General features: G+C 49.8%; 16 protein-coding genes. 8 read left to right on the forward strand and 8 right to left on the reverse strand.

Translation table 11 applies throughout. From position 1 onward, the window contains the following. Nucleotides 1–5: 5 nt before the first annotated feature. The 5 genes from entB (at nucleotide 6) to A31E_RS19340 (ending at nucleotide 4657) form a co-directional block, all read left to right on the forward strand. Nucleotides 6–863: an enterobactin biosynthesis bifunctional isochorismatase/aryl carrier protein EntB gene (entB, locus tag A31E_RS19360; RefSeq protein WP_001007132.1), complete on the forward strand. Its 858-nt coding sequence runs from the start codon at nucleotides 6–8 to the stop codon at nucleotides 861–863. Beyond that, a complete protein-coding gene (gene entA / locus A31E_RS19355) occupies nucleotides 863–1609 on the forward strand; it encodes a 2,3-dihydro-2,3-dihydroxybenzoate dehydrogenase EntA (protein ID WP_001011656.1) in 747 nt (248 codons plus the stop codon). Before entB ends, entA begins: the two co-directional genes overlap by 1 nt. Before the next feature lie 2 nt (nucleotides 1610–1611). Continuing rightward, nucleotides 1612–2025 carry a proofreading thioesterase EntH gene (gene entH / locus A31E_RS19350; RefSeq protein ID WP_000637956.1) on the forward strand — a complete coding sequence of 138 codons (414 nt, stop codon included), beginning with the start codon at nucleotides 1612–1614 and terminating at the stop codon, nucleotides 2023–2025. Between the two features lie 180 nt (nucleotides 2026–2205). Continuing rightward, nucleotides 2206–4311, forward strand: coding sequence for a pyruvate/proton symporter CstA (gene cstA, locus A31E_RS19345; protein WP_001043117.1), 2106 nt, complete (start codon nucleotides 2206–2208; stop codon nucleotides 4309–4311). A 148-nt stretch (nucleotides 4312–4459) separates the two neighbouring features. Next, a complete protein-coding gene (locus tag A31E_RS19340) occupies nucleotides 4460–4657 on the forward strand; it encodes a YbdD/YjiX family protein (RefSeq protein ID WP_000460431.1) in 198 nt (65 codons plus the stop codon). A gap of 9 nt (nucleotides 4658–4666) precedes the next feature. On the opposite strand, the gene hcxA is transcribed toward A31E_RS19340, so the two are convergent. After that, nucleotides 4667–5755, reverse strand: a complete 1089-nt coding sequence (hcxA, locus tag A31E_RS19335; RefSeq protein ID WP_001515956.1) for a hydroxycarboxylate dehydrogenase HcxA — start codon at nucleotides 5753–5755, stop codon at nucleotides 4667–4669. A 108-nt stretch (nucleotides 5756–5863) separates the two neighbouring features. Between hcxA and ybdL the strand changes: the two genes are divergently transcribed. After that, entirely contained in the window at nucleotides 5864–7024 is a 1161-nt protein-coding gene (gene ybdL / locus A31E_RS19330) for a methionine-oxo-acid transaminase (RefSeq protein WP_000183958.1), read from the forward strand. Here the strand turns inward: ybdL and A31E_RS19325 are convergent, their stop codons facing one another. From A31E_RS19325 to dsbG, 4 genes are all read right to left on the reverse strand, one after another. Next, complete coding sequence (locus tag A31E_RS19325) at nucleotides 7025–7654, reverse strand: IbrB-like domain-containing protein (protein WP_000526876.1); 630 nt, start codon at nucleotides 7652–7654, stop codon at nucleotides 7025–7027. Continuing rightward, nucleotides 7627–8847, reverse strand: coding sequence for a phosphoadenosine phosphosulfate reductase (locus A31E_RS19320; protein ID WP_000029788.1), 1221 nt, complete (start codon nucleotides 8845–8847; stop codon nucleotides 7627–7629). Before A31E_RS19320 ends, A31E_RS19325 begins: the two co-directional genes overlap by 28 nt. Nucleotides 8848–8988: 141 nt before the next feature. Beyond that, entirely contained in the window at nucleotides 8989–9894 is a 906-nt protein-coding gene (gene citR / locus A31E_RS19315; protein WP_000002459.1) for a DNA-binding transcriptional repressor CitR, read from the reverse strand. Between the two features lie 207 nt (nucleotides 9895–10101). Continuing rightward, the gene (gene dsbG, locus A31E_RS19310) at nucleotides 10102–10848 is read right to left on the reverse strand and encodes a thiol:disulfide interchange protein DsbG (protein WP_000913734.1); all 747 of its coding nucleotides are present in this window, start codon (nucleotides 10846–10848) and stop codon (nucleotides 10102–10104) included. Between the two features lie 373 nt (nucleotides 10849–11221). Here dsbG and ahpC point away from each other — a divergent pair, with 373 nt between their 5' ends. Further along, entirely contained in the window at nucleotides 11222–11785 is a 564-nt protein-coding gene (gene ahpC, locus A31E_RS19305; RefSeq protein WP_000052796.1) for an alkyl hydroperoxide reductase subunit C, read from the forward strand. Nucleotides 11786–12028: 243 nt separating this feature from the next. After that, the gene (ahpF, locus tag A31E_RS19300; protein ID WP_032240660.1) at nucleotides 12029–13594 is read left to right on the forward strand and encodes an alkyl hydroperoxide reductase subunit F; all 1566 of its coding nucleotides are present in this window, start codon (nucleotides 12029–12031) and stop codon (nucleotides 13592–13594) included. A 120-nt stretch (nucleotides 13595–13714) separates the two neighbouring features. Here the strand turns inward: ahpF and uspG are convergent, their stop codons facing one another. The 3 genes from uspG to rnk all read right to left on the reverse strand — a co-directional run bounded on the left by uspG (nucleotide 13715) and on the right by rnk (nucleotide 14909). Beyond that, a complete protein-coding gene (gene uspG, locus A31E_RS19295) occupies nucleotides 13715–14143 on the reverse strand; it encodes a universal stress protein UspG (RefSeq protein WP_001515959.1) in 429 nt (142 codons plus the stop codon). Nucleotides 14144–14266: 123 nt separating this feature from the next. Then, nucleotides 14267–14356, reverse strand: a complete 90-nt coding sequence (gene yldA, locus A31E_RS26705; RefSeq protein WP_353889723.1) for a small membrane protein YldA — start codon at nucleotides 14354–14356, stop codon at nucleotides 14267–14269. A gap of 142 nt (nucleotides 14357–14498) precedes the next feature. Beyond that, nucleotides 14499–14909 carry a nucleoside diphosphate kinase regulator gene (rnk, locus tag A31E_RS19290; protein ID WP_000089740.1) on the reverse strand — a complete coding sequence of 137 codons (411 nt, stop codon included), beginning with the start codon at nucleotides 14907–14909 and terminating at the stop codon, nucleotides 14499–14501. Between the last annotated feature and the right edge of the window lie 208 nt (nucleotides 14910–15117).

Genomic DNA, 15117 nt, shown 5'->3' on the forward strand with positions numbered 1-15117 from the left:
ACACGATGGCTATTCCAAAATTACAGGCTTACGCACTGCCGGAGTCTCACGATATTCCGCAAAATAAAGTCGACTGGGCCTTTGAACCGCAACGTGCTGCGCTATTAATCCATGATATGCAAGACTATTTTGTCAGCTTCTGGGGCGATAACTGCCCGATGATGGAGCAGGTGATCGCTAATATTGCCGCCCTGCGTGACTACTGTAAGCAACACAATATTCCGGTTTATTACACTGCCCAGCCAAAAGAGCAGAGCGATGAAGATCGGGCGCTGCTGAATGATATGTGGGGGCCGGGCCTGACGCGTTCGCCGGAACAACAAAAGGTGGTGGATCGCCTGACGCCAGATGCTGACGATACAGTGCTGGTGAAGTGGCGCTACAGCGCGTTTCATCGTTCCCCGCTGGAACAAATGCTTAAAGAGAGCGGACGTAACCAACTGATTATTACCGGAGTGTATGCGCACATCGGTTGTATGACCACTGCGACCGACGCGTTTATGCGCGATATTAAACCGTTTATGGTGGCTGATGCGTTGGCCGATTTCAGCCGTGACGAGCATTTGATGTCGCTGAAATATGTTGCCGGGCGTTCCGGTCGGGTGGTGATGACTGAAGAGTTACTGCCAGCACCGATCCCTGCCAGTAAAGCGGAGCTGCGCGAGGTGATTCTGCCGTTGCTGGATGAATCCGATGAACCGTTTGATGACGACAACCTGATCGACTACGGTCTGGATTCGGTGCGCATGATGGCGCTGGCGGCGCGCTGGCGCAAAGTGCATGGCGATATCGATTTTGTCATGCTGGCGAAAAATCCGACCATCGACGCCTGGTGGAAGCTACTCTCTCGCGAGGTGAAATAATGAATTTCAGCGGCAAAAATGTCTGGGTAACCGGCGCGGGGAAAGGCATCGGCTATGCCACGGCGCTGGCGTTTGTTGAAGCGGGAGCAAAAGTCACAGGCTTTGATCGGGCATTCACGCTGGAGCATTATCCCTTTGCGACTGAAGTGCTGGATGTTGCTGATGCCGGGCAGGTGGCGCAAGTCTGCCAGCGGCTGTTAGGCGAAACGCAGCGCCTGGACGTGCTGGTCAATGCGGCAGGAATTTTGCGCATGGGCGCGACAGACCAACTGAGTAAAGAGGACTGGCAGCAGACTTTTGCGGTCAACGTCGGCGGTGCGTTTAACCTGTTTCAACAGACCATGAATCAGTTTCGCCGTCAGCGGGGTGGAGCGATTGTTACGGTAGCGTCCGATGCCGCACACACGCCGCGTATTGGTATGAGTGCTTATGGCGCGTCGAAAGCGGCGCTGAAAAGTCTGGCGTTGAGCGTCGGGCTGGAACTGGCAGGTAGTGGAGTACGTTGCAACGTGGTTTCGCCGGGTTCCACCGACACCGACATGCAACGCACGCTGTGGGTGAGCGATGACGCGGAAGAGCAGCGTATTCGCGGCTTTGGTGAGCAGTTTAAGCTTGGCATTCCACTGGGGAAAATCGCCCGTCCGCAGGAGATCGCCAACACGATTTTGTTCCTCGCCTCCGATCTCGCCAGCCATATCACGCTACAGGATATCGTGGTGGATGGCGGCTCAACGCTGGGAGCATAACTGTGATCTGGAAACGTCATTTGACCCTGGATGAACTGAACGCTACCAGCGATAACACGATGGTGGCGCATCTGGGAATTGTTTACACCCGTCTGGGTGATGATGTGCTGGAAGCCGAAATGCCGGTCGATACCCGTACTCATCAGCCGTTTGGTCTGCTGCACGGCGGCGCGTCGGCGGCGCTGGCAGAAACGTTGGGATCGATGGCTGGATTTATGATGACTCGCGACGGGCAGTGCGTGGTGGGGACGGAACTTAATGCCACCCATCATCGCCCTGTCTCGCAGGGAAAGGTGCGTGGCGTCTGTCAGCCGCTGTATCTTGGGCGACAAAATCAGAGCTGGGAGATTGTCGTTTTCGATGAACAGGGACGGCGTTGCTGCACCTGTCGGCTGGGTACGGCGGTTTTGGGATGAACCCGACAGAATAAAATGAGATTGCAGGAAAACTCGGTTAATGGAGTGATCGAGTTAACATTGTGAAGTTAATTATTGGTTTTAACTCTTATTTGTTTGGTTATCGCGTTGTTAAATTTTGCAAAGATGTTATAGAAACAAAATGTAACATCTCTATGGATACGTACACGGATAACAATTATGAACAAGTCAGGGAAATACCTCGTCTGGACAGTGCTCTCTGTGATGGGAGCATTCGCTCTGGGATACATTGCTTTAAATCGTGGGGAACAGATTAACGCGCTGTGGATTGTGGTGGCGTCGGTCTGTATCTATCTCATCGCTTATCGTTTTTACGGTCTGTTTATCGCCAAAAAAGTGCTGGCGGTTGACCCGACTCGTATGACGCCAGCCGTGCGCCATAACGACGGTCTGGACTATGTGCCGACGGACAAAAAAGTGCTGTTCGGTCACCATTTTGCGGCCATTGCCGGCGCAGGCCCACTGGTCGGGCCGGTGCTGGCGGCGCAGATGGGCTACCTGCCGGGGATGATCTGGCTGCTTGCCGGGGTGGTTCTTGCCGGTGCGGTGCAGGACTTCATGGTGCTGTTTGTTTCCACGCGCCGCGATGGTCGCTCGTTGGGTGAACTGGTCAAAGAAGAAATGGGACCAACCGCCGGGGTGATTGCGCTGGTGGCCTGCTTTATGATCATGGTGATCATTCTGGCGGTGCTGGCGATGATCGTGGTGAAAGCCCTGACCCATAGTCCGTGGGGAACGTACACCGTTGCGTTCACTATTCCGCTGGCGCTTTTTATGGGGATCTACCTGCGCTACCTGCGTCCAGGTCGCATTGGTGAAGTGTCGATCATCGGTCTGGTGTTCCTGATTTTCGCCATCATTTCTGGCGGCTGGGTGGCAGAAAGTCCGACCTGGGCACCGTACTTTGACTTTACGGGCGTGCAGTTGACCTGGATGCTGGTGGGCTACGGTTTTGTGGCGGCAGTGCTGCCGGTATGGCTGCTGTTGGCTCCGCGTGACTACCTCTCTACCTTCCTGAAAATCGGGACTATCGTTGGTCTGGCGGTGGGAATTCTGATTATGCGCCCCACGCTGACCATGCCGGCGCTGACCAAATTTATCGATGGTACTGGCCCGGTATGGACCGGTAACCTGTTCCCGTTCCTGTTTATCACCATCGCCTGTGGTGCAGTGTCTGGCTTCCATGCGCTGATCTCTTCCGGCACCACGCCAAAGATGCTGGCGAACGAAGGTCAGGCGTGCTTTATCGGTTACGGCGGAATGTTGATGGAATCCTTCGTGGCGATTATGGCGCTGGTTTCCGCCTGTATCATCGATCCGGGCGTGTACTTCGCCATGAACAGCCCGATGGCGGTGCTGGCTCCGGCAGGTACGGCAGATGTGGTGGCTTCTGCAGCGCAAGTGGTGAGTAGCTGGGGCTTTGCAATTACACCGGATACGTTAAACCAGATTGCCAGTGAAGTCGGTGAACAGTCGATCATTTCTCGTGCGGGCGGTGCGCCAACGCTGGCGGTAGGGATGGCCTACATCCTGCACGGCGCGCTGGGCGGCATGATGGATGTGGCGTTCTGGTATCATTTTGCCATTCTGTTTGAAGCGCTGTTTATTCTGACGGCGGTAGATGCGGGTACGCGTGCTGCGCGCTTTATGTTGCAGGATCTGCTGGGCGTGGTTTCTCCTGGTCTGAAACGGACGGATTCACTGCCTGCTAACCTGCTGGCGACGGCGCTGTGCGTACTGGCCTGGGGTTACTTCCTGCATCAGGGCGTGGTCGATCCGCTGGGCGGCATTAATACCCTGTGGCCGCTGTTTGGTATTGCTAACCAGATGCTGGCGGGGATGGCGCTGATGCTTTGTGCCGTGGTGCTGTTCAAGATGAAACGTCAACGTTATGCCTGGGTGGCACTGGTGCCAACGGCCTGGTTGCTGATTTGTACCCTGACCGCAGGCTGGCAGAAAGCGTTTAGCCCGGATGCGAAGGTCGGCTTCCTGGCAATTGCGAACAAGTTCCAGGCAATGATCGACAGCGGTAATATTCCGTCGCAGTATACCGAGTCACAACTGGCGCAACTGGTGTTCAACAACCGTCTGGATGCCGGACTGACCATCTTCTTTATGGTGGTTGTGGTGGTTCTGGCGCTGTTCTCGATTAAGACGGCACTGGCGGCATTGAAAGAGTCGAAGCCGACGGCGAAAGAAACGCCGTATGAGCCGATGCCGGAAAATGTTGAGGAGATCGTGGCGCAGGCGAAAGGCGCACACTAAATTATCACTATTACGCTCTCTCTTTTGGGAGAGCGTAAGGCTGATGACAAACGCAAAATTGCCTGATGCGCTGCAACATTTGTAGACAGGATAAGGTGTTCACGCCGCATCCGGCAATATCTCAGCAATCTGATTACCGGAGGTATTGATGTTTGATTCACTGGCAAAAGCCGGAAAATATTTAGGTCAGGCGGCGAAGCTGATGATTGGCATGCCCGATTACGATAACTATGTCGAACATATGCGGGTCAATCATCCTGATCAGACGCCGATGACTTATGAAGAGTTTTTCCGCGAGCGGCAGGACGCGCGCTACGGTGGCAAAGGCGGCGCGCGCTGTTGCTAAATCTGCATGTCAGACGGTAAATGATTCCACTTTTTCGAACGCTGCACGCAACGTATCAGGTGTCAGCGTGACCGGCAGATAATGAATGGACTCCACCGGACGCAAAGTATGGGCAATCACTTTGTCGATTTCCGCCTGATTATTGATATCCACTTCCAGTTCCGCCAGCGTGGTCGGTAGATGAAAACGCTTATATGCCCCGGTTAATTGCGCCAGCACGTCATCCTGTCCCAGCAAGGCGCTTTGTACCAGAATGCCGTAAGCAACTTTGGTGCCGTGGAGAAATTTCTCGGTTTGCGGCAGCACGGTCAGACCGTTATGCACGGCATGGGCTGCCGCCACACGCGTAAAACGATCGCCCAGACCTCCTACCATACCTCCACCGGCGATAATCGCATCCACCACATCGCAAAATGACTGCGTTAACTGCTTGTTTTGCTGATCGGCAAGAGCCTGTTCGCTACTGCTTAACAATACGTCGCGGATGGCCTGTGCGCTATTGAGCCCCAGACGCACAGTCAGCGGCAATGTTTCCGGTTGCGGTGCCAGCACCACCGCTTCATACCATTTCGCCAGCGTGTCACCGATACCCGCCAGCAGATATTCTTGCGGTGCATTGAGGATAATCTCTGGTTCCACCAGCACCATAAAATTGGTGTCGTCGAAAATCTCATAATGTAGCGCCTGTCCGGCGTCGTTATACCAGACGGAGAGCGGTGTCCAGGCAGCGCAGGTAGCGGCGATCGTCGGAACGGCAACAAACGGCAGACCCAGACGGCGGGCGAGGGCTTTCGCGGTGTCGAGCAGTGCGCCGCCGCCGACGCCAATCACGACGCTGCGATTGTCACCAGACTCAGCCGCCAGTTGTTGCACATCGTTTTCGCTGCAATGACCACGAAACAAAATATGTTTTGCGCCGGGCAGCTCAAACGCTGGTGGAAGTTTTGTTTCTGCCGCAGCAATGGCACGTTCGCCATAAATCCACACGGCACGAGCAAGCTGTTCGTTGGTGAAAAAATCATGCAGGTGATTCAGGCTTCCGGGATGAGAAAAGTAGTTAGCAGGGCCGACGACGACGCGGATAGGATTGTGAGGCATGTTGTGTTGTCCTTATTGTTTTATTTAGACATCTAAACGTCTTGATTGCCAAATACTAACATCGTGTTATAGTGCCTTCAACACGCAACTTCGTCAGGCATGATAAAAATGACAAATAACCCTCTGATTCCACAAAGTAAACTTCCACAACTAGGCACGACTATTTTTACCCGGATGAGCGCGTTGGCGCAGCAGCACCAGGCGATTAATCTGTCGCAAGGTTTTCCTGATTTTGATGGCCCGCGCTATTTGCAGGAGCGGTTGGCGTATCACGTTGCTCAGGGCGCAAATCAATACGCGCCAATGACCGGCGTGCAGGCATTGCGCGAGGCGATTGCTGAGAAAACCGCACGGCTGTATGGCTATCAACCGGATGCTGAACATGACATCACCGTAACAGCAGGAGCGACGGAGGCGTTATATGCGGCGATTACCGCGTTGGTACGTAGTGGCGATGAGGTTATCTGTTTTGATCCCAGCTATGACAGTTACGCACCCGCCATCGCGCTAGCGGGTGGGGTAGTGAAACGCATTGCGCTGCAACCGCCGTATTTTCGCGTTGACTGGCAAGAGTTTGCTGCGTTACTGAGCGAGCGTACCCGGTTGGTGATCCTCAATACGCCGCATAATCCCAGCGCCACTGTCTGGCAGCAGGCTGATTTTGCAGCCTTGTGGCAGGCGATTGCCGAGCGCGAGATTTTTGTCATTAGCGATGAGGTCTACGAGCACATCAATTTTTCACAGCAGGGCCATGCCAGTGTACTGGCGCATCCGCAACTGCGTGAGCGGGCGGTGGCGGTGTCATCGTTTGGCAAGACCTATCATATGACTGGCTGGAAAGTGGGGTATTGCGTTGCGCCAGCGCCCATCAGCGCCGAGATCCGCAAGGTGCATCAGTATTTGACTTTTTCGGTCAATACTCCCACACAACTGGCGCTTGCCGATATGCTGCGGGAGGAACCTGAACATTATCTTGCGTTACCGGACTTTTATCGCCAGAAGCGCGATATTCTTGTGAATGCATTACGAGAGAGCAGACTGGAGATCTTACCCTGTGAAGGCACTTACTTTTTGCTGGTGGATTACAGCGCCGTTTCTACGTTGAATGATGTCGAGTTCTGTCAGTGGTTAACACAGGAGCATGGTGTAGCGGCGATCCCTCTGTCGGTGTTTTGTGCCGATCCCTTCCCGCATAAACTGATTCGTCTCTGTTTTGCCAAGAAGGAATCGACGCTGCTGGCGGCGGCTGAACGCCTGCGCCAGTTGTAATTATTTCACCGTCCAGGCACGGGAATATCTACGGTCGGCAAACAACTCTTGCAGGCCGTTTATTTGCTTGAGGCGTAGCACTTCGTCGCTGTCCATACCCAGTTCTATACTGATTTTATTATCGTCCCATCCCAACTGGCTGAGTTCACGAACGATTTCTGACATTGCTGTGATTTGGTGGCGGCCACGCGCGCGGTTGTGGCGAATCGTTGCAGCGATGCGTTCGTTACGATCCCTTTCCAGACAGGTAACCGGTAAATACCCTTTTAAGCGCGTTTTTAACGTGTTAGAGCCTTTACCAATTTCATGGCGGTGGAAACCATCAACAATTTCAAGCGTATTAGCTCTGGTGTTGGTTACTACAATCGGTTGGGTAAAACCATCAATTTCAATGGATTTTTTTAATAGCTTCTTCTCTGGCGGTGCCACATTATTGGGATTGTAATCGTTTGGCACGAGTTGGCTATTTTTAACCCATAACACACAATCCACCGGCTCGTCGCGAAATGGACTCACTTGATGTATCGCCATCCGGATCTCATTGATCGCCTTAATGCGATCTTCTTCCGCTAAACTGGCGAGAAATTGCGTTAAATCCTGAGTTAATCGCTGTTGCATAATATTCCCCACTCCTGACGTTTTTCTTTCATCCGTTCGTTATAACGTTGATAATTTTTAGCTTTTGTAGGGCTGAATGATAACGCCCGGCACCAATAATCATTGTTGAGTAATACCTTGCAGATACGTCGCCAGGAGGGGACGTCTTTTGAGCCAATATCTCCTTGTTGAGTCTGAGGAATTTCGATTCCTTTTTTTTGATACCAGTGCAAATAAACAGCAATTTTATTGCGATAATGGTCAGCCGTTTTTTCTGGCATGCTGTTAAGCAGTAATAAGGCATATTCCTGCCAGTCTAAATGGTCAGGTTTTAGGATCTTCCTGTGGCCATAGAATTGATTATTGTGACCAGCGTAAATTCCACCGCTTTTTACGCCACTGACCCGGGCGCACATTGCGGCCCATCGATCAGGTTCAAGAACATGATATAGCCACAAACCTTGCCGTTGCTCTGGACCAAAAGGTTCGCAAATTCGCATTTGACGCAGAGGGACGCCAGCCTGGTACATCAGGTTATACAGCGGATTACAGAGGTTTTGGCCTTTAGCGTACCAGGTCCAGATATCAGCGACTTTCCAGTCGTAAATGGGGTAAATGTACCAACAATGACCGCCTGGCGCGGCGGTGGTCCACGGCTTATCGTCAGCAAAACGTTGTTTATTTAAACTGGCAATGGCGACGAAACGATTATAAGACTCGTCGGCACGGATCCCGACCATCATTGCGGCTGGTCGTTGTTGTGAAAACCATTCGGCAAATTCACGCACGAAATGTTCAAACGTCATACCCGATTGATAAAACGAGAAAAATGCCGGGTCGGTTATCGCATCTTCTGGTGGCTGTCGAACCCATTCAGTATCAGGTTGCCAGCACTGCCATTCAGGTTGATATTGGGATAATGAATTTTGTGTTGTTAACGGTAGAGCCACCCAATAAAACGTTTCGATGACATCCGCATATTGTTCCCGTAGCGATTGAACATAGTCAATAGTACAAGAAAACTGTGCTTCCCAGTCGATAAACAGGACGTGTATTTTTTTTCCTATTTTCCTGGCCAGACCGGCGGTCAAATGAAGCATTAAGCCAGAATCTTTACCACCAGAAAAAGAGACGCATACGCGGGGCAGTGTATTAAGTGTCCAGGTGATACGGTCTTGTGCTGCTTCCAGAATATTGAGAGGAAGCGGAATTTTATAAATGGACATCTGTAAACGCTCTCTTAACATGACCGGGAGAAAGTGCAATAGTTTGCTGATTATAATATTAATAAACTTAAATGAAATATCTTATTTTATATTCACTAGGTGAATTTTTTTATGATGAATATTGTTCTTATTGATAGGTTTTCAGGATAAGCTGTCATTTAAGCGATCAATAAATCGAGAGAACGCCAGATTGTTTAATGATGATTTATTATAGGAAATATAAAGTGTATTAGAGGGGAGGTTATGTTTTAGTTTTATTTGTTTTAATTGCAGGTTTTTCTGATGACAACGATATAGTTCAAAGGGAACAATACCCAGTAAATCGGTTACCGCAATAGTATTGATAATAGTAAACAGAGAAGAACTACGGAATGCTATTTTTCGGTTTGCCAGAATCGCTTCTATTTCCATCTGAAAATCTTCAAGGCCAGATGCTTTTGATGTCAGAAAAGTAAACTCTTCATCAAGAATGTCTTCGCGGCTACTGTATTCCGTTATTCTCGGATGAGATGCACTACAGATAAGCGTGTTGCGTATCGATTGAAAAGGTACACAGCTCACCGAGCGACTGATGACTGGTATTAATGTAATAACCAGATCTGCTTTGCGATAAGCCAATAAATTTTCGGCGCTTTCTGCTGACATCATAATGTCATGATGTTCAATTTCTACCGATGTGTCTTGTCGTAGGCATCCGATCAAAAGACTACTGTTGGTTGACGAGATAAGTTGCGGACCATAAATAATAAATTTTTTCTTCAGCTCGGATTTATTGACAATGTTGATGGTTTGCTCAAGGTTTTTGAGATTTTTCTCGAGATGATGATGCAGATTTAATCCTGTCGTTGTTGGTGCAATTCCTTTACCGGAGCGAATAAATAAGGGGTCATTAAATTGCGCCCGTAGACGTTGTAAAGACTGGCTTACCGCAGAAGGCGTTATATATAATGATTCTGCGGCCTTGCTAATACTAAGATGTTGGTAGATGCACTCAAAAATGACAAGCAAGTTTAAATCGAATTTTTTTAAGTCGTAAAGATTAGCCATGATGCACTCCATTCATATGCTTGTTCTCATAATATTCATCAAGTCAATGATATGGCTTTATGTATTTTTATATATTATGTTATTTTACTTAATTCACGATTAAGTTTTTCTAAAATAGCATAGCTGATATTAGATGGGTGAACAATACTTGCGATTTTTTGGATAACTGAAAAGAGATAAATATTCCAGTTATCCATAGAATGAAGGTTATTTATTTCCCATAATGATATTAAATGTTTTTTGATCTGGTAATCCGACAGCCTGCTGTAATGTGTTTTCTGGGCTCATGTAATAAATAGCAGGGGTAACATTTGCGCCCAGTTCGTCCATCAACGTCTCGTTGGCACTGAGAATCTTCATCTGTTCAGGTGTGATGCTCCCTGAGAGGTTCAGCTTTAACTTGCCGCCAGATGCCTCATACTCTTGCCACGTTTTTGCCGGATCTTTAGACGCGAGGATTGCCGCCGCGGTGGCCGGGCTTTCTGGTTTTATCACGCCAACCAGCAGAGTACGAATTTGAACTTTACCGGCATCAACCCATGGGCGTGCTTGTTGCCAGAATTGTTTGCAATACGGGCAGAAAGGATCGGCAAAAACATAAACCACGACCGGCGCGTCTTTTTTACCGTCAAGTAACCAGTTTGATTGTTCCATACGCTGCCACATTTCGCGTCCGGCAGGTGCGTAAATCTCTTTTTCAATAAGAGCGTTACTGAGGTTTTCTCCCTTTTCGTTGTACATATAGCCAGAGATGGCATGCTTACCGTCTGGCGTAAGGTAGATAGTGACCCCCATATCCTGATATTTCCCCAGATAACCTTTCATACCGCCTGGCGCATCGAACGATTTAATAATCGTAATTCCCTGTTTTTCAATCGCTTTAACGGGCGCAGGAAGCTCTTCGGCGTAAGCAATTCCTGGGAGCAGGGTAAAAAAAATTATCTTTTTTAACATTGTCTTGTCCTTTTCGTTCAGTGCAAATACACAATAAAAGGCTTAACCTATCACTGTCATAGTTAAGACCTTATCTCAGGTGATTGCCCTTTGTTTATGAGGGTGTTGTAATCCCTCTCGTCGTTGCGATTATCATCGCAACACCGTAGCCTGTTGAACAGGCGCTGAAGATACCAAAGGGTAGTTCAGGTTATGCGGTCACCTGGAAAGGGGACCCATTTTACTTTTTATCGCCACTGGCGATGCAAAGTTCACAAAGTTGTCTTACGAAGGTTGTAAGGTAAAACTTATCGATTTGATAATGGAAACGCATTAGCCGAATCGGCAAAAATTGGTTACCTTACATCTCATCGAAAACACGGAGGAAGTATAGATGTCCTTGATTAACACCAAAATTAAACCTTTTAAAAACCAGGCATTCAAAAACGGCGAATTCATCGAAATCACCGAGAAAGACACCGAAGGCCGCTGGAGCGTCTTCTTCTTCTACCCGGCTGACTTTACTTTCGTATGCCCGACCGAACTGGGCGACGTTGCTGACCACTACGAAGAACTGCAGAAACTGGGTGTAGATGTATACGCAGTATCTACCGATACTCACTTCACCCACAAAGCATGGCACAGCAGCTCTGAAACCATCGCTAAAATTAAATATGCAATGATCGGTGACCCGACTGGCGCCCTGACCCGTAACTTCGACAACATGCGTGAAGATGAAGGTCTGGCTGACCGTGCTACCTTCGTTGTTGACCCGCAGGGTATCATCCAGGCTATCGAAGTTACCGCTGAAGGCATTGGCCGTGACGCATCTGACCTGCTGCGTAAAATCAAAGCAGCACAGTACGTGGCTTCTCACCCAGGTGAAGTTTGCCCGGCTAAATGGAAAGAAGGTGAAGCAACTCTGGCTCCATCCCTGGACCTGGTTGGTAAAATCTAAATTTTCTTCGTCTTTCACGCCATAGCAGTGTTGGCGTCGCCCGCTCACCCCGGTCACTTACTTGTGTAAACTCCGGGGGTTCACAGGCTAGCCGCCTTGCTCTGACGCGAAATACTTCGGAAATTCACCTAATTAATCGGGTGCTGCGGCACCCGATTTTCTTCCCCGCACCATGATGCAAGCTGCATCCAGGTAGCCGCAGAGGCCGCTTGCATGATGATGTTTAAAGCCCAGGAGATAAACATGCTCGACACAAATATGAAAACTCAACTCAAGGCTTACCTTGAGAAATTGATCAAGCCTGTTGAGTTAATTGCCACGCTGGATGACAGCGCTAAATCGGCAGAAATCAAGGAACTGTTGGCTGAGATCGCAGAACTGTCAGACAAAGTCACCTTTAAAGAAGATAACAGCTTGCCGGTGCGTAAGCCGTCTTTCCTGATCACCAACCCAGGTTCTAACCAGGGGCCGCGTTTTGCAGGCTCTCCGCTGGGCCATGAATTTACCTCGCTGGTACTGGCTCTGCTGTGGACCGGTGGTCATCCGTCGAAAGAAGCGCAGTCTCTGCTGGAGCAGATCCGCGACATTGACGGTGATTTTGAATTTGAAACTTATTATTCGCTTTCCTGCCATAACTGTCCGGACGTGGTGCAGGCGCTGAACCTGATGAGCGTACTGAACCCGCGCATTAAACACACGGCAATTGACGGTGGTACGTTCCAGAACGAAATCACCGATCGTAACGTGATGGGCGTTCCGGCCGTATTCGTGAATGGTAAAGAGTTTGGTCAGGGGCGTATGACGCTGACTGAAATCGTTGCGAAGATTGATACTGGCGCTGAAAAACGTGCGGCAGAAGAGCTGAACAAGCGTGACGCTTATGATGTGCTGATCGTTGGTTCTGGCCCGGCGGGTGCTGCGGCGGCAATTTACTCCGCACGTAAGGGTATCCGTACTGGTCTGATGGGCGAACGTTTCGGTGGTCAGATCCTCGATACCGTTGACATTGAAAACTACATCTCCGTGCCGAAAACCGAAGGCCAGAAACTGGCTGGTGCGCTGAAAGTTCACGTTGATGAATACGATGTTGATGTGATCGACAGCCAGAGCGCGAGCAAGCTGATCCCGGCCGCGGTTGAAGGCGGTCTGCATCAGATTGAAACAGCTTCCGGCGCGGTACTGAAAGCCCGCAGCATTATCGTGGCGACCGGCGCAAAATGGCGCAACATGAACGTTCCGGGTGAAGATCAGTATCGCACCAAAGGCGTAACCTACTGCCCGCACTGCGACGGCCCGCTGTTTAAAGGCAAACGTGTAGCGGTGATTGGCGGCGGCAACTCCGGCGTGGAAGCCGCGATTGATCTGGCGGGTATTGTTGAACACGTTACCCTGCTTGAGTTTGCGCCAGAAATGAAAGCCGACCAGGTTCTGCAGGACAAACTGCGCAGTCTGAAAAACGTCGACATCATTCTGAATGCGCAAACCACTGAAGTAAAAGGCGACGGTAGCAAAGTTGTTGGTCTGGAATACCGTGATCGCGTGAGCGGCGATATTCACAATATCGAACTGGCCGGTATTTTCGTTCAGATTGGTCTGCTGCCGAACACCAACTGGCTGGAAGGCGCAGTAGAACGTAACCGCATGGGTGAAATCATCATCGATGCGAAATGCGAAACCAACGTCAAAGGCGTGTTTGCAGCCGGTGACTGTACGACGGTTCCGTACAAACAGATCATCATCGCCACTGGCGAAGGTGCCAAAGCCTCTCTGAGTGCCTTTGACTACCTGATTCGCACCAAAACTGCATAAGAAGAAGTAAGATTCACCTGCAATTGTTTAGCCGCCGGGGTCAAACCTGGCGGCTTTTTTTCGTTATAGAAAACCCTGCCGGGATGGCTCCGGGCAGGGCACCATAAATACGTTAATTTGTTAACGAACGACTAATACAGGCAGATGGGCGTGGCGGATCACGCTGGAAGCGTTAGAACCTAACAGATGGGTTGAAATTGATGGATTACGCGAACCGATAACCACAACATCCGCATTCAGTTCTTTGGCTAATTCATTCACCTCATCTCTCACGCTACCAAAACGGACATGTGGTTTGATACGGGAGGGATCAATAGTGAAATGACCCACCATTGTCTGCAGGCGCTCTTCCGCCTCATGTTGCAAATGCTCTTCGAAACGACGCACATCGGCAGCAAAACGGTGCAGACTAAGGCTTGCAGCGCCTGGTAATACATGGAGTAAATGAATTACACCATCATCCTGGGCGAGAAATTCAGCGTGACGAACGGCTTTGTCGCTTAATTCCATTTCAAATACGTCTACTGGCATAATGATTGTTTTGTACATAAGCATTCTCTCCTTGCTGTTGCATGCATACATAACATCATATTATTGATTTTAGATCTGTGATTTGCGACGTTGATTTTATATCTATTAAATATTGATGCTTAAAATGTATTCGTGTTGGCACTACCAGTGTTGCTCAAGGTATAGCACCGCTACAACAATTATTGCTGCGATGAAAATATAAAACGCTGTAATACCAAGAGCTTCACTCATAATGGAGTCCGCAGGTTGATAACCTGTTCAGATTAGAACGTAGCGGGGAAGAGCAAAATGATAAATCTGGTTGATATTTGAGCGGAAAGAGGATGCGGACGCATCCTCTGAGCAAAGCGATTTAACGCTTGTGCAGATGGGATTAAAGCAGGTATTCGCCAGCGGCTTCTGGCTGGTATTCGAGTTCCAGCACTTCAAGGTGGGTGGTAACGCCGCCCGGAAGTTCCCAGTGAATGGTGTCGCCAACGCGCAGCCCCAGCAGTGCGGCACCAACCGGAGCCATAACGGAAAGCTGAGTATTGCTGTCGGTCATTTTGGCCGGATACACCAGCGTGCGCACACGCACTTCGCCATCGCTAAGATTGCGGAATTTAACCCGGCTGTTCATCGTCACCACATCGTGTGGCATATCTTCTGGCGAACACATTTGGGCGCGATCCAACTCTGCGTTTAACGCGTCAGCGACTGGCAAACCGGCGTAGGCGGGTTGCTCCAGCAGAATATCGATGCGTTCGGCATCCAGGTCGTTAATGATGATAGTTGGTCTGGACATTTTTACTCCATGTCGTCGGTACTGCGAGTGTCGCAGATAAACATACCCAAAAGAAAACCCTCACCGTCAGGCGGCGAGGGTTTAACTCATATGATGATACTGGCTGTTGCTCACACTTTGAAGTGATTTACGTCACATTCAGGGAATTCCTCAATGCAGCGCATTATTGTAGAAATCTTAATCGCCATGTTTCATGAAAAACGCACCA

Origin of the sequence: Escherichia sp. KTE159, assembly GCF_000408805.1 — a bacterium.
In the GTDB taxonomy this organism is placed as follows: domain Bacteria; phylum Pseudomonadota; class Gammaproteobacteria; order Enterobacterales; family Enterobacteriaceae; genus Escherichia; species Escherichia marmotae.